The organism is Nocardioides marinquilinus (assembly GCF_039543705.1).
In the GTDB taxonomy this organism is placed as follows: Bacteria; Actinomycetota; Actinomycetes; order Propionibacteriales; family Nocardioidaceae; genus Nocardioides; species Nocardioides marinquilinus.
Window position 1 is genome coordinate 174736 of the sequence record NZ_BAABKG010000004.1, and the last position, 22341, is coordinate 197076.

The 22341-nt window shown below is 73.5% G+C and carries 19 protein-coding genes; 8 read left to right on the forward strand and 11 right to left on the reverse strand.

The window, feature by feature from the left end; genetic code table 11:
* Window positions 1-422: 422 nt before the first annotated feature.
* Window positions 423-4106, reverse strand: coding sequence for a M4 family metallopeptidase (locus tag ABEA04_RS16265; RefSeq protein ID WP_345460883.1), 3684 nt, complete (start codon window positions 4104-4106; stop codon window positions 423-425).
* A gap of 411 nt (window positions 4107-4517) precedes the next feature.
* Between ABEA04_RS16265 and ABEA04_RS16270 the strand changes: the two genes are divergently transcribed.
* Together ABEA04_RS16270 and ABEA04_RS16275 are read left to right on the forward strand one after the other, a co-directional pair.
* Window positions 4518-7229, forward strand: coding sequence for a DNA translocase FtsK (locus ABEA04_RS16270; protein ID WP_345460886.1), 2712 nt, complete (start codon window positions 4518-4520; stop codon window positions 7227-7229).
* A gap of 17 nt (window positions 7230-7246) precedes the next feature.
* Window positions 7247-8791 carry a helix-turn-helix domain-containing protein gene (locus ABEA04_RS16275; protein WP_345460889.1) on the forward strand — a complete coding sequence of 515 codons (1545 nt, stop codon included), beginning with the start codon at window positions 7247-7249 and terminating at the stop codon, window positions 8789-8791.
* Between the two features lie 44 nt (window positions 8792-8835).
* On the opposite strand, the gene ABEA04_RS16280 is transcribed toward ABEA04_RS16275, so the two are convergent.
* Window positions 8836-9267 (reverse strand): CBS domain-containing protein, encoded by a 432-nt coding sequence (locus ABEA04_RS16280; RefSeq protein WP_345460892.1) that lies wholly within the window; start codon window positions 9265-9267, stop codon window positions 8836-8838.
* Window positions 9268-9317: 50 nt separating this feature from the next.
* Complete coding sequence (locus ABEA04_RS16285) at window positions 9318-10199, reverse strand: inositol monophosphatase family protein (protein WP_345460895.1); 882 nt, start codon at window positions 10197-10199, stop codon at window positions 9318-9320.
* Between the two features lie 41 nt (window positions 10200-10240).
* On the opposite strand from ABEA04_RS16285, the gene ABEA04_RS16290 reads away from it, so the two are divergent.
* Complete coding sequence (locus tag ABEA04_RS16290; protein ID WP_345460898.1) at window positions 10241-10708, forward strand: DUF2231 domain-containing protein; 468 nt, start codon at window positions 10241-10243, stop codon at window positions 10706-10708.
* Window positions 10709-10873: 165 nt separating this feature from the next.
* Here ABEA04_RS16290 and rsgA read toward each other — a convergent pair whose 3' ends face one another.
* From rsgA to ABEA04_RS16305, 3 genes are read right to left on the reverse strand one after another with little or no spacing between them, the layout of a single operon-like run.
* Complete coding sequence (gene rsgA / locus ABEA04_RS16295; RefSeq protein WP_345460900.1) at window positions 10874-11860, reverse strand: ribosome small subunit-dependent GTPase A; 987 nt, start codon at window positions 11858-11860, stop codon at window positions 10874-10876.
* A gap of 11 nt (window positions 11861-11871) precedes the next feature.
* Window positions 11872-13155, reverse strand: coding sequence for a 3-phosphoshikimate 1-carboxyvinyltransferase (gene aroA / locus ABEA04_RS16300; RefSeq protein WP_345460902.1), 1284 nt, complete (start codon window positions 13153-13155; stop codon window positions 11872-11874).
* Window positions 13156-13182: 27 nt separating this feature from the next.
* The gene (locus ABEA04_RS16305; protein WP_345460905.1) at window positions 13183-13707 is read right to left on the reverse strand and encodes a DoxX family protein; all 525 of its coding nucleotides are present in this window, start codon (window positions 13705-13707) and stop codon (window positions 13183-13185) included.
* Window positions 13708-13777: 70 nt separating this feature from the next.
* Here ABEA04_RS16305 and ABEA04_RS16310 point away from each other — a divergent pair, with 70 nt between their 5' ends.
* From ABEA04_RS16310 to rsrA, 4 genes are all read left to right on the forward strand, one after another.
* Complete coding sequence (locus tag ABEA04_RS16310) at window positions 13778-14545, forward strand: SOS response-associated peptidase (RefSeq protein ID WP_345460908.1); 768 nt, start codon at window positions 13778-13780, stop codon at window positions 14543-14545.
* A 22-nt stretch (window positions 14546-14567) separates the two neighbouring features.
* The gene (locus ABEA04_RS16315) at window positions 14568-15218 is read left to right on the forward strand and encodes an alpha/beta hydrolase family protein (protein ID WP_345460911.1); all 651 of its coding nucleotides are present in this window, start codon (window positions 14568-14570) and stop codon (window positions 15216-15218) included.
* A 72-nt stretch (window positions 15219-15290) separates the two neighbouring features.
* On the forward strand, window positions 15291-15962 hold the full coding sequence (locus ABEA04_RS16320) for a sigma-70 family RNA polymerase sigma factor (RefSeq protein WP_345460914.1): 672 nt from the start codon (window positions 15291-15293) through the stop codon (window positions 15960-15962).
* On the forward strand, window positions 15962-16237 hold the full coding sequence (gene rsrA / locus ABEA04_RS16325; RefSeq protein WP_345460917.1) for a mycothiol system anti-sigma-R factor: 276 nt from the start codon (window positions 15962-15964) through the stop codon (window positions 16235-16237). The genes ABEA04_RS16320 and rsrA overlap by 1 nt, the downstream gene beginning before the upstream one ends.
* Before the next feature lie 234 nt (window positions 16238-16471).
* On the opposite strand, the gene ABEA04_RS23025 is transcribed toward rsrA, so the two are convergent.
* From ABEA04_RS23025 to ABEA04_RS16345, 5 genes are all read right to left on the reverse strand, one after another.
* Complete coding sequence (locus tag ABEA04_RS23025; RefSeq protein ID WP_425577050.1) at window positions 16472-16546, reverse strand: 50S ribosomal protein bL37; 75 nt, start codon at window positions 16544-16546, stop codon at window positions 16472-16474.
* A gap of 36 nt (window positions 16547-16582) precedes the next feature.
* The gene (locus ABEA04_RS16330) at window positions 16583-16996 is read right to left on the reverse strand and encodes a thioesterase family protein (protein ID WP_345460920.1); all 414 of its coding nucleotides are present in this window, start codon (window positions 16994-16996) and stop codon (window positions 16583-16585) included.
* Window positions 16996-17475 (reverse strand): GNAT family N-acetyltransferase, encoded by a 480-nt coding sequence (locus tag ABEA04_RS16335; RefSeq protein WP_345460923.1) that lies wholly within the window; start codon window positions 17473-17475, stop codon window positions 16996-16998. Before ABEA04_RS16335 ends, ABEA04_RS16330 begins: the two co-directional genes overlap by 1 nt.
* 3 nt (window positions 17476-17478) lie before the next feature.
* The gene (locus tag ABEA04_RS16340) at window positions 17479-19122 is read right to left on the reverse strand and encodes an acetolactate synthase (RefSeq protein WP_345460926.1); all 1644 of its coding nucleotides are present in this window, start codon (window positions 19120-19122) and stop codon (window positions 17479-17481) included.
* Window positions 19123-19628: 506 nt separating this feature from the next.
* Entirely contained in the window at window positions 19629-20462 is an 834-nt protein-coding gene (locus ABEA04_RS16345; protein ID WP_345460929.1) for a DUF2785 domain-containing protein, read from the reverse strand.
* An 81-nt stretch (window positions 20463-20543) separates the two neighbouring features.
* Here ABEA04_RS16345 and ABEA04_RS16350 point away from each other — a divergent pair, with 81 nt between their 5' ends.
* Window positions 20544-22031 (forward strand): histidine kinase N-terminal domain-containing protein, encoded by a 1488-nt coding sequence (locus ABEA04_RS16350; RefSeq protein WP_345460932.1) that lies wholly within the window; start codon window positions 20544-20546, stop codon window positions 22029-22031.
* Window positions 22032-22341 lie beyond the last annotated feature (310 nt).

Consider the following 22341-nt stretch of genomic DNA (forward strand, 5'->3'; position numbering starts at 1 on the left):
CCGTTTCGAGGGGCGGAACGGGAACCAGCTCACCGCCCACCTGGGTCGGGTCGGGGTGGCGGTGTCTCAGTTCCCGTTTCGAGGGGCGGAACGGTAACCAGCTCACCGCCCACGGGAGCCGAGCCGGGGAGCGGTGCGTGGGCCACGGTTCGGGACGCCGGAACGGTGGCTGGTGCACCGCCCAACCGCCCCGGGCCGGGTAGCGGTGCGTGGGCCACGGTCGCGCACGCCGAATCGGTGGCTGGCGCACCGCCCAACTGCCCCGAGCCAGCGAGCGGTGCATGGGCCACGGTCCGGGACGCCGGAACGGTGGCTGGCGCACCGCTCCCAGCCCCCCGCCCCCTCCCGGCCCCCCAAACAGCACGAGGCCCCGCCGGGAATCCCGGCGGGGCCTCGTGGTGGAGCTCAGGTCGTGGTGGTGACTACTTCACGACCTTGATGACGAACACCGCCGAACTGCTGGCGGAGTGGTTCTTGTCGCCCTGGTAGGTCGCCGTCATGCGGAACGTGCCCACCTTGTTCAGCTTGCGCGTCGTGATCTTCGCGACGCCGTTGACGACCTTGGCCGAGCCGAAGCTCGTGCCGCCGGACTTCAGGACGACGGTGCCCGGCGCGGCCGGGTCGACCTTGACGCGGACCGTGGCGGTCTTGGTGCGCTTGACCGTCTTCGGGGCCTGCGTGACCGTGGTGGTCGTGCCGGCCTTGTTGATGACGATCGCCACGGTGTCCTCGGTCGGCGCGTAGGTGTCGTCGCCCGAGTAGATGACCCGCAGGGTGTGGTTGCCCGCCGGCAGGGTGGCGGGCAGCTCGACGCCCGCGTAGCCCTGGTCGACCTCACCGGTGCCGATCTGCTGCCCGCCGGTGCGGACGGTGACCGTGCCGGTGGCGTCCTCGGCCTCGAGCAGCATCTCGAGGATGCTGGGCTCGCCGTAGGTCGAGGGCTCCGGGGTGCGCTGGAAGACCGCGAAGGCGCTCGGCTTCGCCACGATCGTGATGGTGATCGTGTCCGTCGCGCTGCCCGAGGTGAGGGTCACCTCGTGGGTGCCGACCGGCAGGTCGGTGGGCAGGTCGATGGTGACCGTGCCGCCCTCGGCCGGAGGCGTGGCCCGGCCGACCTCCTCGCCACCGATGGTGGCGACGACGTCCGCGGTGGTGCCGGTGACGGTGGCGGTGATGCTGTGCGGCTCACCGACGGTGACCGGCTCCGGGGTGTGGCGCTGGGCGGTGACGGTCGGGACGTCGTCCGCGCAGGCGACGAGCTCGACGTTGTCGACGAACCAGCCGAGCGAGCCGCCGCAGCCGTCACGACCGATGGCGAAGCGGACCTGCATCTCCTCGCCCGCCGCGACCGGGGTCTCCAGCTGCGTCAGGTCGATGGCGGAGGTGCCCCACTCGGAGTACAGCTTGTTCGGGTCGGTGCCGGTGAAGCCCGGCTCGCCCGCGAGCGGGTTGGTGTTCTGCTCGGCCGCGGTCGAGAGACGGCCGGGAGCGTTGAAGGTGTAGGCCTCGGCCGGCACCGTCTCCCACTCGCCGTCGGCGACCTTGACCTGCACCGTGCCGCCGTCGAAGCCGACCTCGGAGGCGATCGAGTGCTCCCACGCCATGCGCGGGGACGACGCGTTCGCCGGCACCGTGATGACCGGGCTGGTCATGTAGTCGACGCTGGAGAAGTCGTTCGTGCCACCGTCGCAGGCGCCGCGGTCGGGGGCGGGGCCGTAGGCGACCGCGCTGGTGTGGTCGCCGTAGTAGTCCTGCTCGCGGACGGTCTTCCACTTCTGCGTCAGACCGCCGTACGGGTTGAACGACGACAGCGACCAGTTGGTCAGGCCCTGCTCGAAGTCCTCGCTGAGCAGCGAGACGGACGAGCCGTCACCGCAGTCGGCGGGCTGGGGCGCGCCCTGCTCGAACAGGGGCTCCCAACCGCACTGCTCGGTCGGGTCGAGGCGCAGCTCGACGGCCTCGGCCATGTTGTTGACCTGGTCGCAGTCGGCCAGGCTGATCTTCTTGGCCGAGCGCACCGGGGCGTTGGAGCCGCCGGGGCCACCGATCTCGACCTTGTTGTAGGCCTTGCCGACCAGGTCGGTGCAGGCCGCGTAGAGCGAGTCGGCGTGGTCGACGAAGTTGCTCGCCGGCGTCTGGTACTCGGTCATCGCGCGGTAGTAGATGTTGAGCGCCTTGTCGAAGCCGAGGCCCTCGACGGTGACGCCGTTGGAGGTGCCGCCGTCGACCAGCAGCGCGTAGCCGTGGTTGATGACGCCGGAGTTGCCGTGCACGCCGCCGTTGTCGTCGGTGGAGCACTTGTACTCGGCGTCGGAGACCTTGCCCGGGTCGCCGTAGCAGGTCGGGTTCCACATGTCGCGGATCGCGCCGCCGAAGGAGCCCGACTTCTCACCGATCAGCCAGCGGTAGGAGTTGGCCTTGTCGTCGCCGGAGGCGTCGCGCATGGTGACGTTGACGGTGTCGCCGGCCTCGACGGCGTCACGGATCGACTCGCGGTCGGTCAGACCGATCGAGACGGTGGTGACGACGTCCGGGTTGTCGCCCGACATGCCGATCGGCGCGTCGTCGCGGTTGCCGATGATCAGCGCCGCGGCGCCCATCTCGGTGGCCTTCTGGGCCTTCTCGACGAACGAGCACAGACCGCGGTCGACCATGACGATCTTGCCGGCGGCCTCGGCCTGGTTGGTGTAGTCGGAGCAGCCGTCGGTGGTCGTGCCACCGGCCTCGGCGGCGTCCTCGGCGATGACGACGTCGCCGGTGATGCCCTCGGCGTCGAGCTGCTCACCGAAGGAGGCACCGCCGGTGAGGCAGTCCTTCGCGATGTCGGACGGCGCGTTGATGGTCAGCAGCGGACGGGCCGGGCTGAACTGCGAGCAGAGGCCGTCGGGGCGCTGGGCGTTGATGTCGCCCTCGCCCTCGTCCTCGCGGTCGTTCAGCAGGTCGAGGGTCTCGCCGAAGATGTCGGAGTAGCCCTCGTTCAGCGCGCCCGACTGCCACTGGTAGATCAGGCCGTGGGTGTACTCGGTGTAGGCGTGGGTCCACTCGTGCGAGACCACGTCGTCGGAGGTGACGCCGTCGCAGTAGTTGGTGGTGACGCCGTTCCAGTTGGCGTTGGGGCAGTTGATGCGCGGGTCGTTGTTGACCGTCTTCATCGTCGCGCCCTCGCCGTCGTAGCTGTCACGACCGAAGGTGTTCTTGTAGAGCCAGTAGGTCTCGCCGGCGGAGCGGACGAGGTTCTGCTGGTCCTCGTTGAGGTCACCGGGGAACGCGTCGCCCTCCTTCCACACGGGGGCGGTGTCGGGGCTCTCCTCGTAGAGCTCGCGCTCGAGGGCGTCGGCCAGCATCGTGTAGCGGTTGACGACCTTGCCGGTGTCGGCGTTGAGGAAGACCATGTCGCGCACGCTGGAGCCGTTGGTGACCTCGACCTGGTAGACCAGCTCGGTGGCGCCGTTGGTCAGGCCCTGCAGCAGGCCGCGCTTGTAGACGACGAGGGCGACCTTGTCGGCACGCAGGCCCTTGAGGCCGATCGCGCCGTCGGTGGCCGGCGGCTGCGCCTTCACGAGGGCGACGGCACGCTTGCCCGCCTCGGCGGCGGACAGGTCGGCGGTGGTGTCGACCGCCTCGAACGGGACCAGCTCGCCGTTGACCGAGGTCAGCTCGCCGCTGCGCGCGACGTGCGCGCGCAGCTCGGCGCCGTAGACGTTGACGCCGCGGTAGCGCTGCACGTAGGTGATCGTGCGGCCGTAGCCGTCGGTCGAGACGTCGTTGCGCACCAGCTGCTTGGCGTCGGCACCGAAGGCCTTGGCGTAGTCGGCGAGGTAGCCGTCGGCCTTCGAGACGGCCTGGGCGACCGTGCGGCCGGCCACACCGGGCAGCAGGTCGTCGTCGGCGCCGCGGACGCCGACGAAGCCGAGCTTGCCCGTCGCGCGCTCGGTAGAGCTGCGCAGCGTGCCGTCGGCCTCCTGACGCATCTGGGAGAGGAGCGAGGGGTCGTCTGCCGCCGCCTTGGGGGTGGTGGGCGCGGCAGCGAGCGACGGCGCGGCGGGCGTGGCCGACAGGGCCACCCCGACCATCGCCACGGCCAGCCCCGTTCTGAGGAATTTCACGAGATTGTGCCTCCGAGTGAGTGAGTGGCGGCCCACTCAGATCGGGGCCGGCCACCGTGCACCTTATGAACCACCGACCGAACGGTCTAGTGCGAGGTGGTCAAAAAGGAGGATTCCGTCCTCTAGTCACCCGCGCGTGACAGACCGTCCTCGGCTGTTGCGCCCCGGCAACAAACGACACGGTGCATCCGCACGGACGCAGGAACACGAGGCCGGGCGGGCCCGCCCACGGCCGTCGGCGGCACTCGCACCGGCACTCGCACCGGCGCTCGGGCCGGTGCCCGGCCGGGTGAGCCCGGGATGCGCGTGCGCGCGTCCGGTGGGCCGACCCGGGCGGACGCCGGTCGTCCGGCCTCGACACGCGTCCTGTGATCCCTGAGGCTGGTGTGACGACCACCTAGGTTTGGTGGCATGGCGACCCGTACGTCTTCCCCGCCGGGGTCGCGGAGCAGGAGCACGTCCACCACCAGTCGCGGCAGCACGCGCGGCGGGTCGGCCGGAGGCTCCTCATCCCGAACCCGGAGCACGCGGAAGTCCACCTCCAGCAGCAGCTCCGGCACGACCAGGAAGGGCACGTCCGCGAAGGCACCCGCCAAGCGGACGCCGGCCAAGAAGACCAGCACCCGCACGCCGCGGGCCGTCTCGACGGGCCGGGTGCCGCCGCGTGCGGTGCGCACCGGGCCCGGACCGGTCGCCCGCTTCTTCACCGCGGTGCTGCGCGGCCTGGTCGCGGCCTGGCTCGGCCTCGCGCACGTCGTCGGGGCCGGCGCCCGCCGCCTCGGCAGCTCGGCCCGCGAGCTCGACCCCGCGCACCGCCGCGACGGCGCCGCGCTGCTGCTGCTCGGCGCCGCGGTCGTCTCCGCCGCCGCCGTGTGGTTCTCCGTGCCCGGCGCGGTCATGGACGCCTGCCGCGCGGCCGTCGTCGGCGTCGTCGGCACCGTGGGCAAGCTGGTGCCGATCGCCCTGGTCTGGGCCGGGTGGCGCACGATGCGCGACCCCGAGCGCCAGGGCCCCGTGGGTCGCCAGGTCATCGGCTGGACGGCGCTCGGCCTCGGCGTGCTCGGCATCGTGCACGTCGCGGCGGGCAACCCGCAGCCGGTCGACGGCGACACCACGCCGCTGCGCGACGGCGGCGGGGCCATCGGCTACGTCGTCTCCTCGCTGCTGCTCGACCTGCTGCAGTCGGCGGCGGTCGTCGTCCCGCTGCTGCTGCTCGTCTCGGTCTTCGGCCTGCTCGTCGTCACCGCGACGCCGCTGTACCGCGTGCCCGAGCGGCTCGCGGCGCTGCGCGACCTCGCGCTCGGCCGCGGCCACCACGACGACCTCGAGCACGACGTGGACGCCGACACCGGGCCCCTCGAGCCGCTCGGCGACCCGGCCTACGACACCCCGCTCGTCGAGGAGCCCAAGCCCCGCCGCAAGCGCCGCAAGCTCGTCGTGGACGACGAGGCCACCGGCGAGCTCGACGGCGTCGCGACCGGGCCCGACCCGCTCGACGTCGCGCTCGCCGTCGACGACCCCGAGGCGACCCAGGTCACCGCGCCCCCCGTGCCGCTGCCCGTCGCGGCGCAGCCGCCCGCCGAGCCCGAGCCCCTCGAGCCGCCGCCGCACACCCCGATCGAGCCACGCATGGAGCAGCTGGCCCTCTCCGGCGACGTCGTCTACTCGCTGCCGGCCAACGAGGTGCTCAAGCCGGGCTCGCCGCACAAGGCCCGCTCGAAGGCCAGCGACGAGATCGTCGACCGCCTGACCACCGTGCTCGAGCAGTTCTCCATCGACGCGCAGGTCACCGGCTACACCCGCGGCCCGACCGTCACCCGCTACGAGGTCGAGCTCGGCCCGGCGGTCAAGGTCGAGAAGGTCACGGCGCTGTCGAAGAACATCGCCTACGCGGTGGCCTCGGCCGACGTGCGCATCCTGAGCCCGATCCCGGGCAAGTCGGCGATCGGCATCGAGATCCCCAACCTCGACAAGGAGATCGTCAGCCTCGGCGACGTGCTCCGCTCGGGCAACGCCCGCGGCGACCACCACCCGATGGTGGCCGGGCTCGGCAAGGACGTCGAGGGCGGCTTCATCGTGGCCAACCTGGCGAAGATGCCGCACCTGCTCGTCGCCGGCGCCACGGGATCCGGCAAGTCGAGCTTCATCAACTCGATGATCACCTCGGTGCTGATGCGGGCCACGCCCGACGAGGTGCGGATGATCATGGTCGACCCCAAGCGGGTCGAGCTGAACGCCTACGAGGGCGTGCCGCACCTGATCACCCCGATCATCACCAACCCGAAGAAGGCCGCCGAGGCGCTGGCGTGGGTCGTGCGCGAGATGGACCTGCGCTACGACGACCTCGCCAACTTCGGCTTCCGCCACATCGACGACTTCAACCGGGCCGTGCGCGCCGGCAAGGTCGAGGTGCCGGCGGGCTCCGAGCGGGTGCTGACGCCCTACCCCTACCTGCTGGTGATCGTCGACGAGCTGGCCGACCTGATGATGGTCGCCCCGCGCGACGTCGAGGACGCCGTCGTCCGCATCACCCAGCTCGCCCGCGCGGCCGGCATCCACCTGGTGCTGGCCACGCAGCGGCCCTCGGTCGACGTCGTCACCGGCCTGATCAAGGCCAACGTGCCGTCGCGGCTGGCGTTCGCGACGTCGTCCCTGGCCGACAGCCGCGTCATCCTCGACCAGCCCGGCGCCGAGAAGCTGGTCGGCCAGGGTGACGGCCTGTTCCTGCCGATGGGCGCCTCCAAGCCCGTGCGCGTGCAGGGCTCGTGGGTCACCGAGGCCGAGATCGCGCAGGTGGTGCGCCACTGCAAGGGCCAGCTCGAGCCGACCTACCGCGAGGACGTCACCGCGCCCGCCAAGAGCGACAAGGTGCTCGACGACGACATCGGCGACGACCTCGACCTCGTGGTGCAGGCCATCGAGCTCGTCGTCTCGACCCAGTTCGGGTCGACCTCGATGCTGCAGCGCAAGCTGCGCGTCGGCTTCGCCAAGGCGGGCCGGCTGATGGACATCCTCGAGAGCCGTGGCGTGGTGGGGCCCAGCGAGGGCTCCAAGGCGCGTGACGTGCTCGTCAAGCCCGACGAGGTGGACGCCGTGATCATGACCATCCAGGGGGAGCAGTGACCGACTCGACTCGTTCCGTGACCGACTCCGTGACCGACTCCGTGACCGAGCCCGAGCTCGACGCCGACCTCGCGACGGTGCCCGACGACGCCGTCGAGGTGCGCCGCGACGGCCCGATCGCCGCGGTCGTGGGCGGCCTCGCGGCCGCCGTGGCCGTGGCCTACCTGCTGCGCGCCGTCGGCTCCTCCGACGCGGTCGACTGGGCCCTGTTCGTCGTGACCGGCCTGGTCGGCGCGCTGCACCTCGCCGCCTTCGTCGACGCCCGGGCGCCGCTGATGGTGCTCGACCGTCACGGCGTGCGGGTGCGGCGCGGCCGTGACTGGCAGGGCGTGGCGTGGCCCGAGGTGGCCCGCGTCGAGCACCGTCCGCGCCGCTCGCTGCTCGCCGACGGCGAGCTGCGCGTCGTCACCACCGACGACCGGGCGCTCGCCGTCCGGCTCTCGCTCTCCACGCGGCTGATCGGCTGCGACTGGCACGAGCTCACCGGCGCCCTCGACGACCTCAGCGACGGCCGCACCGCCGTCGTCGAGCGCCTGGTCGACACGCCCCACCCGACCACGGACCCTCAGCTCGTCGAAGGGCCGACCACGGACCCTGAGCTCGTCGATGGGCCGACCACGGACCCTGAGCCTGTCGATGGGCCCACCGACCCCGCGCCGGACGACGGGACGCCCGCGCCCGGCCGCCTGCTCGCGCGCGGACGCCGCCGCGAGGTCGTGCTGGAGCGGCAGCGTGCCGAGCCGCCGGCCGCGCCGACGCCGATGGCCCCCGCCGACCGTGCCGACGCTGCTGACGACGCCGACCGGACCACCGTCGTGGCGCGCGACCAGACCGCCGTCACCACGCTGCCGGTCGTCGGCGCGCAGCTGGCCGCCGCCCGCGCCCGCATCGGCCTGAGCGTCGACCAGCTCTCCGAGCGCACCCGCATCCGGCCCCACGTCATCGAGGCGATCGAGGTCGACGACTTCGCGCCGTGCGGCGGCGACTTCTACGCCCGCGGCCACCTGCGCACGCTGGCCCGCGTGCTCGGCGTCGAGGCCGAGCCGCTGCTCGCCGACTACGACGAGCGCTACGCCGACGCCCCGATCGACCCGCGGCGCGTCTTCGAGGCCGAGCTGGCCACCGGCGCCGGCGCCCCGATCCGCGGCACCCGCGGCCGGCTCAACTGGTCGGTGCTCGTCGCGACGGTGATGGCCGCCGTCCTGGTGTGGTCGATCGCGCGGCTGGTGATGGACGGACCCGTGCCGCTCTCGCAGACCCCCGTGCTCAACGGCTCGCCCAGCGGCCCCAGCGCCCGCCTGGCCGGCAACGACGCCGAGACCGTGAAGGTCTCCTTCACCACCGCCACCGGCGGCGCCCGCGTGATCGTGCGCGACGGCCGCCAGCGCGTCGTCTTCGACGAGGAGCTGGCCTTCATGCAGACCGCCGCGCTCGACGTCGTCCCGCCCGTGCGCATCAGCTCGACCGACGGCGGCCTCACCGTCACCCTCGACGGCGACGACCAGGGCGCCCTCGGCGCCTCCGGCAAGCAGTCGCAGCGGGTCTTCGTCCCCGAACGCTGAACCCTCACGCTGACCCGTCGCTTATAAGCGACGGGTCAGCGTTCTCACTGGCCGTGCACGTAGGAGTCGAGCTGGTCGCGCTCGAACTGCAGCCGGCTGATCTTGTGCTTGACGACGTCGCCGATCGAGACGATGCCGGCGAGGGCGCCGTCGACCACGACCGGCACGTGGCGGAACCGGCGGGCGGTCATGGTGGCCATGACCTCGTCGAGGTCGTCGTCGGGGCCGCAGGTCTGCACGTCGGACGTCATGATCGCGGCCACGGTGTTGTTGATGACCGTGCCGTCGTGGTGCAGGTGGCGCACGACGTCCCGCTCGCTGACGATGCCGTCGACGCGGCGGCCGTCGCTGCTCACCACCAGGGCGCCGATGTTGTGCTCGGCCAGCCGCGCGATCAGGTCGCGGACGCCGGCGTCGGCGGTGATCGTGACGGTCTCGTGCTCGCCCTTGGCGGCGAGGATCTCACCGATGCGCATGGCCGGACGCTAGCGGCCGGGAGGCCCCGCGGCCAGGGTCAGTCGCAGGGTCAGTCGTCGGTGGGGGCCGGACGGCGGCGCAGCTCGCTGACCGTGCCGGGCCCGCTGGCGGGCCAGTCGGCGTCGGGGGCGCCGTCGTGGTCGCCGGGCCCGCCGAGGAACGACAGGGCGGCGTCGTGCAGGTGGCCGTTGGTGGCGACGGCGTTGCCGCCCCACGGTCCGTCGGTGCCGTCGAGGGAGGTGAACCGGCCGCCGGCCTCGCGGACGATCACGTCGAGCGCGGCCATGTCGTAGACCTCGAGCTCGGGCTCGGCCACGATGTCGAGCGCGCCCTCGGCCAGCAGCATGTAGGACCAGAAGTCGCCGTAGGCGCGGGTGCGCCAGCAGCGCCGCATCAGCCGCATCAGGTCCTCGAGGCGGCCGCGGTCCTCCCAGCCGGTGAGCGAGGAGTAGCCGAACGAGGCGTCGTCGAGGCGGCGCACGTCGGAGACCTGCATGCGCGAGGCCTTGAGCAGCGAGCGGCCGGTGTAGGCGCCGTTGCCCTGCGAGGCCCACCAGCGCCGCTGCAGCAGCGGCGCCGAGACCACCCCGAGCACCACCTCGTCGTCGACCACGAGCGAGATGAGCGTGGCCCACACCGGGACGCCGCGCACGAAGTTCTTGGTGCCGTCGATCGGGTCGACGATCCAGCGACGGGGGGAGTGGCCGGTCGAGCCGTGCTCCTCGCCGGTGACCGCGTCGCGCGAGCGCACCCGCGACAGCGTGCGCCGGATGCCCTCCTCGACGTCGCGGTCGGCGTCGGTGACCGGGGTGAGGTCGGGCTTGCTCATCACGTGCAGGTCGAGCGCCTTGAAGCGGGTCGTCGTCAACGAGTCGGCGTCGTCGGCCAGCACGTGCGCGAGGCGCAGGTCGTCGGTGTAGTCGGCCGGCACGCCCTCACCCTATTCTCATCGATCTCGTTTAACGTTCACCTATGGAGATCAACGGCCTCCCGCTGCACGCCCTCGTGGTGCACGCCGCGGTGGTGTTCACCCCGCTCGCTGCCATCGCCGGGGTGCTCTACGCCGCGGTCCCGACGTTCCGCGACTGGCTGCGCTGGCCGCTCGTGGGCCTGGCCGCGGTCGCGCTCGTCTCGATCTGGGTCGCCTACTTCTCGGGCGAGTCGGTGGAGGAGGCCAACCCCGCCAGCTACGACCCGGCCACGCTGCCCGAGCGCGCCGACCTGCTCGAGACCCACGAGTCGCGCGCCGGCGTGCTGCGCATCTCGGTCACCGTCTTCGCGCTCGTCACGTTCGCCGCGGCCTGGCTGCACACCCGCACCGGCCCGGTCCGCATCGGGCTCAGCGCGGGCGTCGGCGCGCTCGCCGTCCTCACCGCCGTCTACTGCGTGCTCACCGGCGACGCCGGCGCCAAGCTCGCCTGGGACGGCGTCCAGGGCTGAGGCGCCTCGACTCGCGCGAGCCCGGGTCGCGGGGCGTCATACGCGCTGGCGCCACTAGCAGCCGGGACGTATGACGCCCCGGCACCCGGGTCGGGCGTCATACGCGGTGGCCGTGGGGGCAACCGGGGCGTATGACGCCCCGGCCGTCGGCGAGGAAGCGAGCGCTCAGTAGGCGGTGCCGCTGCGGGCGGCAAGGAGTCGGCGGAACGAGGCGACGCGGTCGGGGTCGGCGGTGCCGGCGTCGAGCGCGTCGTCGAGACCGCACTCGGGCTCCTCCTCGCCGTGGGTGCAGCCCCGCGGGCACTCCTCGGTGAGCTCGTCGAGGTCGGGGAAGGCCTCGATCAGCTGCTCCGGCTGCACGTGCGCGAGGCCGAACGAGCGGATGCCGGGGGTGTCGATGATGGCGCCGCCGCCGGGGAGGTCGAGCAGGTAGGCCGAGGTGGAGGTGTGGCGGCCGCGGCCGGTGACGGTGTTGACGCGGCCCACCTCGCGGTGGGCGTCGGGCACGAGGGCGTTGACCAGCGTCGACTTGCCGACGCCGCTGGAGCCGACGAGCACGCTGGTGCGCCCGGTGAGGCGCTCGCGCACCTCGGCGAGGTCGCCGCCCCGCTCGGTGACGACCCACGGGACGCCGAGGGAGCGGTAGGTCTCGAGCAGCTCGTCGGGCGGGCGCAGGTCGGCCTTGGTGAGGCACAGCAGTGGGTCCATGCCGGCGGCGAAGGCCGCGACGAGGGCGCGGTCGATCAGGCGCGGCTGCGGGTCGGGGTCGGCCAGCGCGGTGACGACGACGAGCTGGTCGGCGTTGGAGACGATGACGCGTTCGACGGGGTCGTCGTCGTCGGCCGTGCGGCGCAGCGTGGTGGTGCGCTCGACGACCTCGACGATGCGGGCCAGGGCGCCCTCGTCGCCGGAGGTGTCGCCGACCACCCGCACCCGGTCGCCGACCACGACGCCCTTGCGCCCCAGCGGCCGGGCCTTGACGGCCAGCACCGTGACGTCGTCCACGCGCAGCGTGAACCGGCCACGGTCGACGGTGACCACGACGCCGTCGACGGCGTCGTCGTAGGTGGGGCGCTCCTTGGTGCGCGGGCGGGTGCGTCGCCGGGGTCGGTCGTAGTGCTCGACGTCCTCCTCGTAGTAGCGCCCCGACACCGCCGTCGACCTCAGAACAACCCGGACCAGAACCGGGCGAAGTCGGGGAAGGTCTTGGCGGTGGTGGCGACGTCCTCGACGAGGACGCCGTCGACGGCGGCGCCGATGATGGTGCCGGCGTGCGCCATGCGGTGGTCGGCGTAGGTGCGCCACACGCCGCCGTGCAGGGGGGCGGGACGCAGGTCGAGACCGTCGGGCCGCTCGACGACGTCGGCGCCGAGAGCGGCGAGCTCGGTGGCGAGCGCCGCGAGCCGGTCGGTCTCGTGGCCGCGGATGTGCGCGACGCCGCGCAGGTGCGAGGGGCCCTCGGCCAGGGCGCAGAGCGCCGCGATGGCGGGGGTCAGCTCGCCGACGTCGTGCAGGTCGAGGTCGACGCCCTGCAACCGGCCGCCGTCGGGCCCGGTGACCGTGAGGCCGTCGTCGTCGAGCGCGACCTCGCACCCGAAGCGCTGCAGGATGTCGCGCAGCTCGTCGCCGGGCTGGGTGGTGCGGCGCGGCCAGTCGCGCACGGTGACGGTGCCGCCGCTGACGGCGGCGAGCGCCAGGAACGGGGCGGCGTTCGACAGGTCGGGCTCGATGAGGCGGTCGACGGCCCGCACCGGCCCGGGCGCGACGGCCCACCGGTTGGCCTCGGAGTCGTCGACCTCGACGCCGTGGTCGCGCAGCACCGAGACGGTCATCTCGATGTGGGGCAGCGAGGGCACCGGCTTGCCGTCGTGGCGCACGTCGACGCCGCGCTCGAACCGGGCGCCGGCCAGCAGCAGCGCCGAGACGAACTGCGAGGACGCCGAGGCGTCGATGACCACGGTGCCGCCCGGCACCGAGCCCGTGCCCCGGACGGCGAACGGCAGCGCGCCGCGGCCGCCGTCGTCGACCTGGACGCCGAGCGTCTGCAGGGCGGTGAGCACCTCGCCGATGGGGCGGCTGCGCATGTGCGGGTCGCCGTCGAAGCCGACGGTGCCGCTGGACAGCCCGGCGATGGGCGGCACGAACCGCATCACCGTGCCGGCGAGGCCGCAGTCGACGTCGGCGTCGGCGGTGAACGGCGCGGGGGTGACGGTCCAGTCATCGCCGCCGGTGTCGACGTGCGAGCCGAGCGAGGTGAGGGCCGAGGCCATGAGGAGGGTGTCGCGCGAGCGCAGGGCGCGTCGCACGACCGAGGGCCCGTCGGCGATCGCGGCCAGCAGCAGCGCGCGGTTGGCCAGCGACTTGCTGCCGGGCAGCGAGACGGTGGCCTCGACGGGCACCCGCGCGCGCGGCGCGGGCCAGTGCTCGGTGGCGGCGTCGGTGCTCACCGGGTCGTCATCCGAGGGCGGGGGAGGTCAGGAGACCTTGGCCTTGGCCAGGCGCGCCTCGCGCTTGGCGCTGGTGGCCAGGTGGCGGGCCTCGCGGCGGGCGTCCTTGGCGGCGCGGCGGGCGCGCCAGCCGAGACCCGGCTTGCCGTCGGTGTCGCCGGCGGCGATGATCGCGCCGCCGATGATCGAGAGGTTGCGGAAGAAGTTGGTCTGGTGGGAGTGCTTCTGCTCCGGGGTGCGCGCCGACCAGAACGGGTAGGCCGCGACGGTCGTCGGCACCAGCGAGGCCGCGACGGCGGTGGCGCCGAGGCGCGGGGCCTTGCCCGTGGCGATCGCCAGGCCGCCGAGCAGCTGCACGCCGGCGTTGAGCCGCACCAGCGTGGCGGCGTCGTCGGGCAGCGGGATGCCGGCGCGCTGGGCCGCCGGGACGACGCGGTCGGTGACGCGCTGGGCCTTGCGGGCGACCACGTCGGTCTCGCGCAGGGCGTTGACGGCGCCGTAGACGACACCGGCGGCGAGCAGGGGACGGGCGACCAGGCGGCTCAGGCTCATGGCGTCAACCTATGCGATGCCTCCGCGCCGTCGGCAGCGGCTCGCGTCGCGATTGCCTAGGGTGAGGGGCATGTGCGGCAGGTACGCCTCGAGCCGGCGTCCGGACGACCTCGTCGAGGAGTTCGCGGTCGCCGAGAGCCACGTCGCCGAGGCGCTGCCGCCCGACTACAACGTGGCGCCGACCAAGGCGGTCTACGCGGTGGTCGAGCGGCCGCCGTCCAGGCACTCGGAGGAGCCGCCGCAGCGGCAGCTGCGCACCCTCACCTGGGGGCTGGTGCCGTCGTGGGCCAAGGACCCCTCGATCGGCAGCCGGATGATCAACGCGCGCATGGAGACGGTGGCCGAGAAGCCGGCGTTCCGGAAGGCGTTCGCGACGCGGCGGTGCCTGCTGCCGGCCGACGGCTACTTCGAGTGGTACCCGACCGAGCAGCTGACCTCGGCCGGCAAGCCGAGGAAGCAGCCGTTCTTCATCCGCCCGCGCGACCACGGCGTGCTGGCCATGGCCGGGCTCTACGAGATCTGGCGCGACCCCACCCGCGACGACGACGACCCGCACCGCTTCCGCTGGACCTGCACCGTCATCACCACCGCCGCCGAGGACGACGTGGGCGCCATCCACGACCGCATGCCGCTCATGGTCGAGCGCGAGCGGTGGGACGCCTGGCTCGACCCGGGCACCGGGGGCGACGTCGACCTGCTGACCCCGGCCGCGCCCGGCCGGCTCGAGGCGTTCCCGGTCTCGACGGCCGTGGGCAACGTGCGCAACAACGGCCCCGAGCTCATCACGCCGCTGCCGCTGGACGACGTCCCGCCCGACGCGGCGGAGCACGCCCGGTGAGCGCCCGCGAGGGGGCGGCCGCGTGACGCCGTCCGAGCTGATGGTCGCCACGCCCCACGGCGAGGGGCGGCTGGTGACGCACCGTGCCCGCAGCCCGGTGGCGACGCTGCTGCTGGGCCACGGCGCCGGCGCGGGCATCGACACCCCCGACCTGCTGGCGCTGGCCGAGAACCTGCCGCGCCACGACATCACCGTCACCCGCTTCGAGCAGCCGTGGGTGCGGGCGGGCCGCAAGGTCGCGCCGGCGCCGGCCGTCCTCGACGAGGGACTCACGGCGGGGGCCAGCCGGCTGCGCACCCGCTCGCCGCTGGTGGTGGGCGGGCGCTCGGCGGGCGCCCGCTCGGCCGCCCGCACCGCCAAGCGGCTCGGCGCCGTCGGCTGTCTCGCCCTGGCGTTCCCGCTGCACCCGCCGGGCCGGCCGGAGAAGTCACGGCTGCCCGAGCTGCGCGGCGCCCGCGTGCGCACCCTCGTCGTGCAGGGCGAGCGCGACACCATGGGCACCCCGCAGGAGTTCCCCGACGACGTCGAGGTGGTCGTCGTCCCGGCGGCCGACCACTCCTTCCGGGTGCCCAAGCGCGCCGAGGTGAGCCAGGACGACGCCCTCGACGTGCTCGTGCAGTCGACCCTCGAGTGGGTCGTGCGGGAGGTCGTGGGGAATGTGCGCCGTCTGTAGGGCGTTCTGGAGAGCGTGATGGCAACGTTGGAGCGACCGGTGACGACCCCGGTCGACGTAGGCTGGGCGCCGATGACACAGCTTCCCGACAGTGCGGTCGACCCCCTCGAGCCGATCGAGCCCGTCGACCCCGCGACCGAGTCCGAGGCCGAGCGCTCGCTGCGCTTCGAGCGCGACGCCCTGCCCTACCTCGACCAGCTCTACGGCGCGGCGATGCGGATGACCCGCAACCCCTCCGACGCCGAGGACCTGGTGCAGGAGACCTTCGCGAAGGCGTTCTCGGCCTTCCACCAGTTCAAGCCCGGCACGAACCTCAAGGCCTGGCTGTACCGGATCCTCACCAACACCTTCATCAACAACTACCGCAAGAAGCAGCGCCAGCCGCAGCAGTCGACCATCGGTGACAGCGGCGACGTCGAGGACTGGCAGCTCGCGCGGGCCGAGGCCCACTCGTCGTCCGGCCTGAAGTCGGCCGAGACCGAGGCGCTCGAGCACCTGCCCGACTCGGAGGTGAAGGACGCGCTGCAGCGGCTGCCCGAGGAGTTCCGCCTGGCGGTCTACCTCGCCGACGTCGAGGGGTTCGCCTACAAGGAGATCGCCGAGATCATGGACACGCCGATCGGCACCGTGATGTCACGTCTGCACCGCGGACGCCGCCAGCTGCGCGACATGCTCGCCGACTACGTGCGGGCCCACGACCTGCTGCCGGCCGCCACGGTCGGCCCGGCCGGGAAGGACGCCTGATGGCCGCCGAGACCGGGGCGACGCCCAGCGACGACGAGTGCGCCGACGTGCTGCAGAGCATGGTCTACTTCCTCGACAACGAGCTCGACCAGGCCGACTGCGTGGCCGTGCGCCAGCACCTCGACTCGTGCAACCCGTGCCTGGAGAAGTACGACCTCCAGCGCACCGTGAAGATGGTCGTGGCGCGGTCGTGCGCCGAGACCGCCCCCGCCGACCTGCGCGACCGCGTGCGGCTGCGCATCCGCGAGGTGCAGGTCCGCATCACCGAGCGCTGAGCCCGCCCCGGAGGTCGCTGGGTCTCGAGGCTCGGCCGTGGCCGGCCTCGCACCTCGACCATCGTCGATCACGATGGTCGAGGTGCGAGGGGCCCTGGCGACGGGCCTCGAGACCACGGGCCCTTCGAGGCCGACCCAAGCCACGGACCCTGAGCTCGTCGAAGGGCCACAGCCCCACGAACAGCAACGAGCCCCGGTCGGATCGACCGGGGCTCGTGGATCAGTGCGGACTGATCAGGCGTTGGGGCGCTTGCCGTGGTTCGCCTTCTTCTTGCGGCGCGCGCGGCGCTTGCGGCCGGTCTTGCCCATGGTGACCTCCTGGTCGCGTCGACGTCAGACCCTCGATCATCCCAGGTCGGACGGCCTCGGACCAATCCGGGCCAGGAACCGCTCGGCGTCGACGACGACGCGGGTCACCTCGCCGGTGGCGACGACCTTGCCGGGCGTGCCGTCGTCCACGTGACGGGCGGCGACGGTGAAGCGGTGCAGCCGGCCGTCGACGTAGGCCAGGGACGCCGTCACCTCGACCTCCTGCCCGACCGGCGAGGCGGCGCTGTGCTCGAGCGTGACGCGGGTACCGACCGAGGTGGCGCCGTCGTCCAGCGTGGGGTCGATCGCGGCACAGGTGGCGGCCTCGAACCAGGCCAGCACCCGCGGCGTGCCGAGCACCGGCAGCGAGCCGGAGCCGACCGCGGCGGCGGTGTCGTCGTCGCCGACGGTGAAGCGGAGCGTGGCGGCCGGGTCGGGCGTCTCGGGCATCACAGGTCCTTGCGGTAGGCGAGGAGCGAGACCTCGGGGTTCGGCTTCCAGTCGCGCTCGGGCTCGCGCACGAACCCGAGGCTCTCGTAGAGGCGGTGGGCGGTGTGCATGGTGTCGGTGCTCGACAGCACCACCGCACGGTCGCCGCGCCGGTCGAGCTCGTCGACCACCAGGCGGGTCAGGGCGCGGCCGAGGCCCTCGCCCTGCCGGGCGGGGTCGACGGCCAGCATCCGGAACTCACCCTCGCCCTGGCGCGCGATCTCGCGCCACGGCGAGTCGGGCGGGCAGACGGTCACCGTGCCGACGACCGCGCCGTCGTCGTCCTCGGCGACCCACACCTCGGCCTCGCGGTCGCGGCGGGCGACGTCGGTCAGCTCGCTGCGGTAGTCGGCCTCGACGGCGAGGTGGTCGGCGTAGGCGGCGAGCAGGATCCGCCGGACGGCGTCGTGGTCGGCGTCCTCAAGCCGGCGCAGCCGCACGACTCAGATCCCGAACGTGGCCCGCGGGTAGGCGGCCTCGACGTCGGTGATCACGTTGACCAGGTAGGGCACGTTCGCCTCGAAGGCGCGGTCGATGGCCGGGCCGATCTGCTTGGGGTCGGTGACGGTCTCGCCGGCGCCGCCGAGGGCCTTGACGACCTCGTCGTAGCGCGTCTGCTGGGCGAGGTCGGCCACGACGTCGTAGCCGTAGAGCATCTGCATCGGGCCCTTCTCGAGCGCCCACGCGGAGTTGTTGCCCATCACCATGACCACCGGCAGGTCGTGCCGCACCAGGGTGTCGACGTCCATGAGGGAGAAGCCCGCGGCGCCGTCGCCGAGCAGCAGGCACACCTGGGACGACGGCCGCGCGAGCCGGGCGGCGATGGCGGCGCCGAGGCCGGCGCCGAGGCAGCCGTAGGGGCCGGGGTCGAGCCAGCCGCCGGGGCGCTTCGGCTCGACGTACTTGCCGGCGAAGCTGACGAAGTCGCCGCCGTCGCCGATCACGACGGCGTCCTCGGCCAGGCGCGGCACGAGCTCGCCGTAGATGCGGGCGGGGTGGATCGGGTCGGCCTCAGCGGTGAGCAGCGCCCGGTCGCGCTCGACGCCGGCGGCGACGGCGTCCTGCAGGTCGCTGGTCCAGGTGCCCCAGTCGGGCTTGCGGCCGCGCTCGAGGGCGGCCTGCAGGCCGTCGAAGACCTGGGTGAGGTCGCCGGCGACCGAGGCCGCCAGGTCGGCGTGGCGCGAGACCTGGCCGGGGGAGTCGGCCACGTGGACGACGCGCGCCGGCGCCTCGGGGTCGCCGAAGACGCCGTAGCCGAGGCGGAAGTCGAGCGGCGTGCCGACCACGACGACCAGGTCGGCCTCCTTGAGCGCCTTGCTGCGCGCCTTGGTGACCAGCAGCCGGTGGCCGCCGGGGATGACGCCGCGGCCCATGCCGTTGGTGAGGGCGGGCAGGCCGACCTGCTCGACCAGGCGCAGCGCGGCGACCTCGGCGCCGTCGGCCCACACGTCGGTGCCGAGCACCAGCAGCGGACGCGAGGCCTCGGCGAGCAGCCGCGCGACCTTCGCCACGGCGTCCCCGTCGGGCTCGATCGGCTCGGCGCGGTGGCCGGTGGGTGCGTCGGAGGTGGCGGAGTTGAAGAACTCGTCCATCGGGACGTCGACGAACACCGGGCCGCGGTGGGAGGAGCCGGCGAGCCGGAAGGCCTCGTCCATGCCGCCGGCGACCTCGGCGGCGGTGGCCAGGGTGGCGGCGTGCTTGGAGACCGAGGCGAGGATCGGCGGCTGGTCGAGCTCTTGCAGGCTGCCGCTGCCCCAGCGGTTCTGCGGGGCGCGGCCGCCGACGACGACCATCGGCGAACCGGCGAACTGGGCCTGCGCGATGGCGCTGACGCCGTTGGTGACGCCGGGGCCGGCGGTGAGCACCGCGAGGCCCGGCACGCGGGTCAGCTTGCCGGTGGCCTCGGCGGCGAAGGCGGCCGTCTGCTCGTGCCGCACGTCGAGCAGCCGCATCGGCGGGTCGGCCTTGACCGCGCCGTCGTACATCGGGAACACGTGGGCGCCGGAGAGCGTGAACATCGTCTCGACGCCGTGGGCCTGGGCGGCCGCGACGGCGTGCTCGCCCGCGTGCCCGGTGAGGTCGGTCATGCCCGGCAGGCTATCCACCCGGCGGTCGTCGCTACCGCCGAGTAGGGGGTGAGCAGGAACCTGCGCGTGGACGGCGAGGGGTCTCGAGGCTCGGCCGTGGCCGGCCTCGCACCTCGACCATCGTGGGGCCCGGCTTCTGACGATGGTCGAGGTGCGAGGAGCCCTGGCGACGAGCCTCGAGACCGCCGGCCCTCTTCGCGAACGTTCGCGCGGGAGTGCCCTTCGACAAGCTCAGGGTCCGTGGGGTCAGGTCGGCCTTGACGGTGCGGGGTCTCGACGACGGCCTCGCGCAGACGCTCGGCCTGCTCGACCACCGGGGGTCGGTCGTCTGCGGGGACGTTCGCGTGGACGGCGAGGGGTCTCGAGGCTCGGCCGTGGCCGGCCTCGCACCTCGACCACCGTCAGGGCCGGACCCTGACGACGGTCGAGGTGCGAGGAGACCTGGCGACGAGCCTCGAGACCACCGGCCGGGCACGTGAACGCGCGCGGACGACGTCCCGGCGGGCCTACGGGTGGCGCAGCGCGGGGTTGGTCTCGCGCAGCAGGCCGACCAGCACCAGCATCAGGTCGGCGCGCACCGTCGGCGGGCGGCCGCCGAGGGCGAGTCGCAGGTAGAGCGAGCGCAGGAAGGCCTGGGCGCCGGCGGTGGGGACGAAGGGGTCGCTGTCCTCGGCCCGCGAGAACGGCGAGGCGCCGGCGGCGATGCGGTTGACCCACGGCTCGAGCACCGTCATCGGCACCGAGCCCCGGCGCAGCACGGCCATCGTGGTGCCGACCAGGCGGTCGGGCTCGCCGTGGGCGAACGGCGACCCGAGGGGCATCAGCAGGCGGTCGGCGACGACGTCCAGGACGACGGTGAGCTCGGGCTTGGCGAGGTGGGGCGAGGCGGCGAGGGCGCCCAGGGCGTCGGCGCCGTGGGCGACGGCGTGCGCCCAGCCCTTGCCGGGCACGTAGCCGCGCACGTCCTGCTCGCGCAGCAGCCAGGTGGCGATGGCGTCGCCCCACTGCAGCACCTTGCCGCCGAGCACCAGCGGGCGGCCGTTGTCGCGGGTGATGCACTCGGCCAGCACCAGCGCCGAGAACGAGCGGCGGAAGACGCTGTCGGTGCCCTCCTCGCCGATGCCGGCGCGCAGCCCGGCCGCCATGCCGTCACCGAGCGCGGGCAGCAGGTCGTCGTACACGCCACGCTCGACCCAGGTGGCCAGCGTGGGGTAGGCGAGCGCGTCGCGGCGCTCGGGATCGGTGTCGCCGAGCATGACGGTGAGCTCTTCGGTGAGCTCGGCCAGCGATGGACCCGCGGGGACCCGGAAGTCGTCGTCGCAGACCTGCTTCCAGTTCACCCGAGACACGGTGCGCATCCTGCCAAGCCCGGCGCCCCCAGGGCCAGCCGCCGTCCGCGGGGCGGCCCCTATCCTCGGCGGGTGCCGTCGTTCACCGAGGTCGTGCGCACGCACACCGCCCTCACGCCCGACGACGTCGCGTGGCTGCAGCTGCTGCAGGCCGACTGGCAGATCATCGCCGACCTGTCCTTCGCCGACCTCGTGCTGTGGCTGCCCGACCGCGAGGGCACCGGCTTCTGGGCCGCCGCGCAGATGCGCCCGACCACCGGCCCCACCGCCTACGTCGACGACGTGGTGGGCACGTTCCTGGCCCGCGGACGGCGTCCGCTCGTCGACGCCGCGCACGACCAGGCCCGCACCGTGCGCGAGGGCGACCCCGAGTGGCGCGACGACGTGCCGGTGCGGGTGGAGTCGATCCCGGTGGTGCGCGACGGCTCGGTGATCGGCGTCATCGGGCGCCACACCAACCTGCTGGGGGTGCGGACGCCGTCCCGGCTCGAGCTGTCGTACCTGCAGACCGCGGCCGACCTGACGCAGATGATCGCCACCGGGCACTTCCCCTCGACCGGGCAGCGCAGCGACCACGCCGACTCGCCGCGGGTGGGTGACGGCTTCCTGCGCGTCGACGCCGCCGGCCGGGTGGCCTACGCCAGCCCCAACGCGCAGTCGGTGTTCCGGCGGCTGGGGCTCTCGGGCGACCTCGCCGGGCTCGCGCCGGCCGAGGTGGTGCGCGAGCTGGTGTCGTCGCGGCGGCGTCCCGACGAGGAGACGCTCTCGGCCGTGCTCGGCGGGCGGGCCCACCGCGACGTCGAGATCGCCACCGGCGGCGGACCGGACGCCGTCTCGCTCATCGTGCGCTCGATCCCGCTGCGGCCGGGGGGCGAGCACATCGGGGGGCTGATCCTGGTGCGCGACGTCACCGACCTGCGCCGCCGCGACCGCGAGCTGGTGACCAAGGACGCGACCATCCGCGAGATCCACCACCGGGTGAAGAACAACCTGCAGACGGTGGCGGCGCTGCTGCGGCTGCAGGCGCGGCGGGTCGACGACGGGGTCGCCAAGGCGGCGCTGGAGGAGGCGGTGCGGCGCATCGGCTCGATCGCGATCGTGCACGAGACGCTCAGCCAGGCCGTGGAGGAGACGGTGGCCTTCGACGAGGTCGCCGACCGGCTCGGCGCGATGGTCACCGAGGTCGGCGCGCTCGCCGGGCGGGTGCGGGTCGAGCGGCGCGGCTCGTTCGGCGTCCTGCCGTCGGAGGGCGCCAACGCGCTGGCGATCGTGCTCACCGAGCTGGTGCAGAACGCCGTCGAGCACGGCTACGACGACGCCGACCCCACGGCGTCCGGCCGCATCGAGGTCAGCGTCGAGCGCGCGGACGACGGCGGCCGGCGGGTCGTGGTCGACGACGACGGCCGCGGCCTGCCCGACGGGTTCAGCCTCGACGGCTCGACCAACCTCGGCCTCTCGATCGTGCGCACCCTGGTCGAGGCCGAGCTCGGCGGGCGGTTGACCCTCGGCCCCCGCCCCGGCGGCGGCACCCGCGCCGTCGTCGCGCTGCCGGCGGCCTGAGCGTCAGCCGGCGCCGCAGGCTCGGCCCACGGGCCCTGAGCTCGTCGAAGGGCACCCACCGCCGGGCGAAGGTTCGCGTGGAGGGCCGGTGGTGTCGACGACGCTCGTTCCTCGCTGCTCAACCACCGGAGTCGGCCTCACAGTGGTCGAGGTGCGAGGCCGGCCACGGCCCAGCCTCGAGACCGCGCATGGTCGACGCGAACGCACCCGCACGGACCCTGAGCTTGTCGAAGGGCACCCACACGCGAACCTCCCCGCGGAGGGCCGGTGGTTTCGACGACGCTCGTTCCTCGCTGCTCAACCACCGGAG

Excerpts from the sequence above, each read along its gene's own strand:
- ABEA04_RS16270 (WP_345460886.1), top strand. The coding sequence starts at position 4,518 with ATGGCGACCCGTACGTCTTCCCCGCCGGGGTCGCGGAGCAGGAGCACG.
- ABEA04_RS16280 (WP_345460892.1), bottom strand. The coding sequence starts at position 9,267 with ATGCGCATCGGTGAGATCCTCGCCGCCAAGGGCGAGCACGAGACCGTC.
- ABEA04_RS16290 (WP_345460898.1), top strand. The coding sequence starts at position 10,241 with ATGGAGATCAACGGCCTCCCGCTGCACGCCCTCGTGGTGCACGCCGCG.
- ABEA04_RS16305 (WP_345460905.1), bottom strand. The coding sequence starts at position 13,707 with ATGAGCCTGAGCCGCCTGGTCGCCCGTCCCCTGCTCGCCGCCGGTGTC.
- ABEA04_RS16310 (WP_345460908.1), top strand. The coding sequence starts at position 13,778 with ATGTGCGGCAGGTACGCCTCGAGCCGGCGTCCGGACGACCTCGTCGAG.
- ABEA04_RS16320 (WP_345460914.1), top strand. The coding sequence starts at position 15,291 with ATGACACAGCTTCCCGACAGTGCGGTCGACCCCCTCGAGCCGATCGAG.
- rsrA (WP_345460917.1), top strand. The coding sequence starts at position 15,962 with ATGGCCGCCGAGACCGGGGCGACGCCCAGCGACGACGAGTGCGCCGAC.
- ABEA04_RS16330 (WP_345460920.1), bottom strand. The coding sequence starts at position 16,996 with ATGCCCGAGACGCCCGACCCGGCCGCCACGCTCCGCTTCACCGTCGGC.
- ABEA04_RS16340 (WP_345460926.1), bottom strand. The coding sequence starts at position 19,122 with ATGACCGACCTCACCGGGCACGCGGGCGAGCACGCCGTCGCGGCCGCC.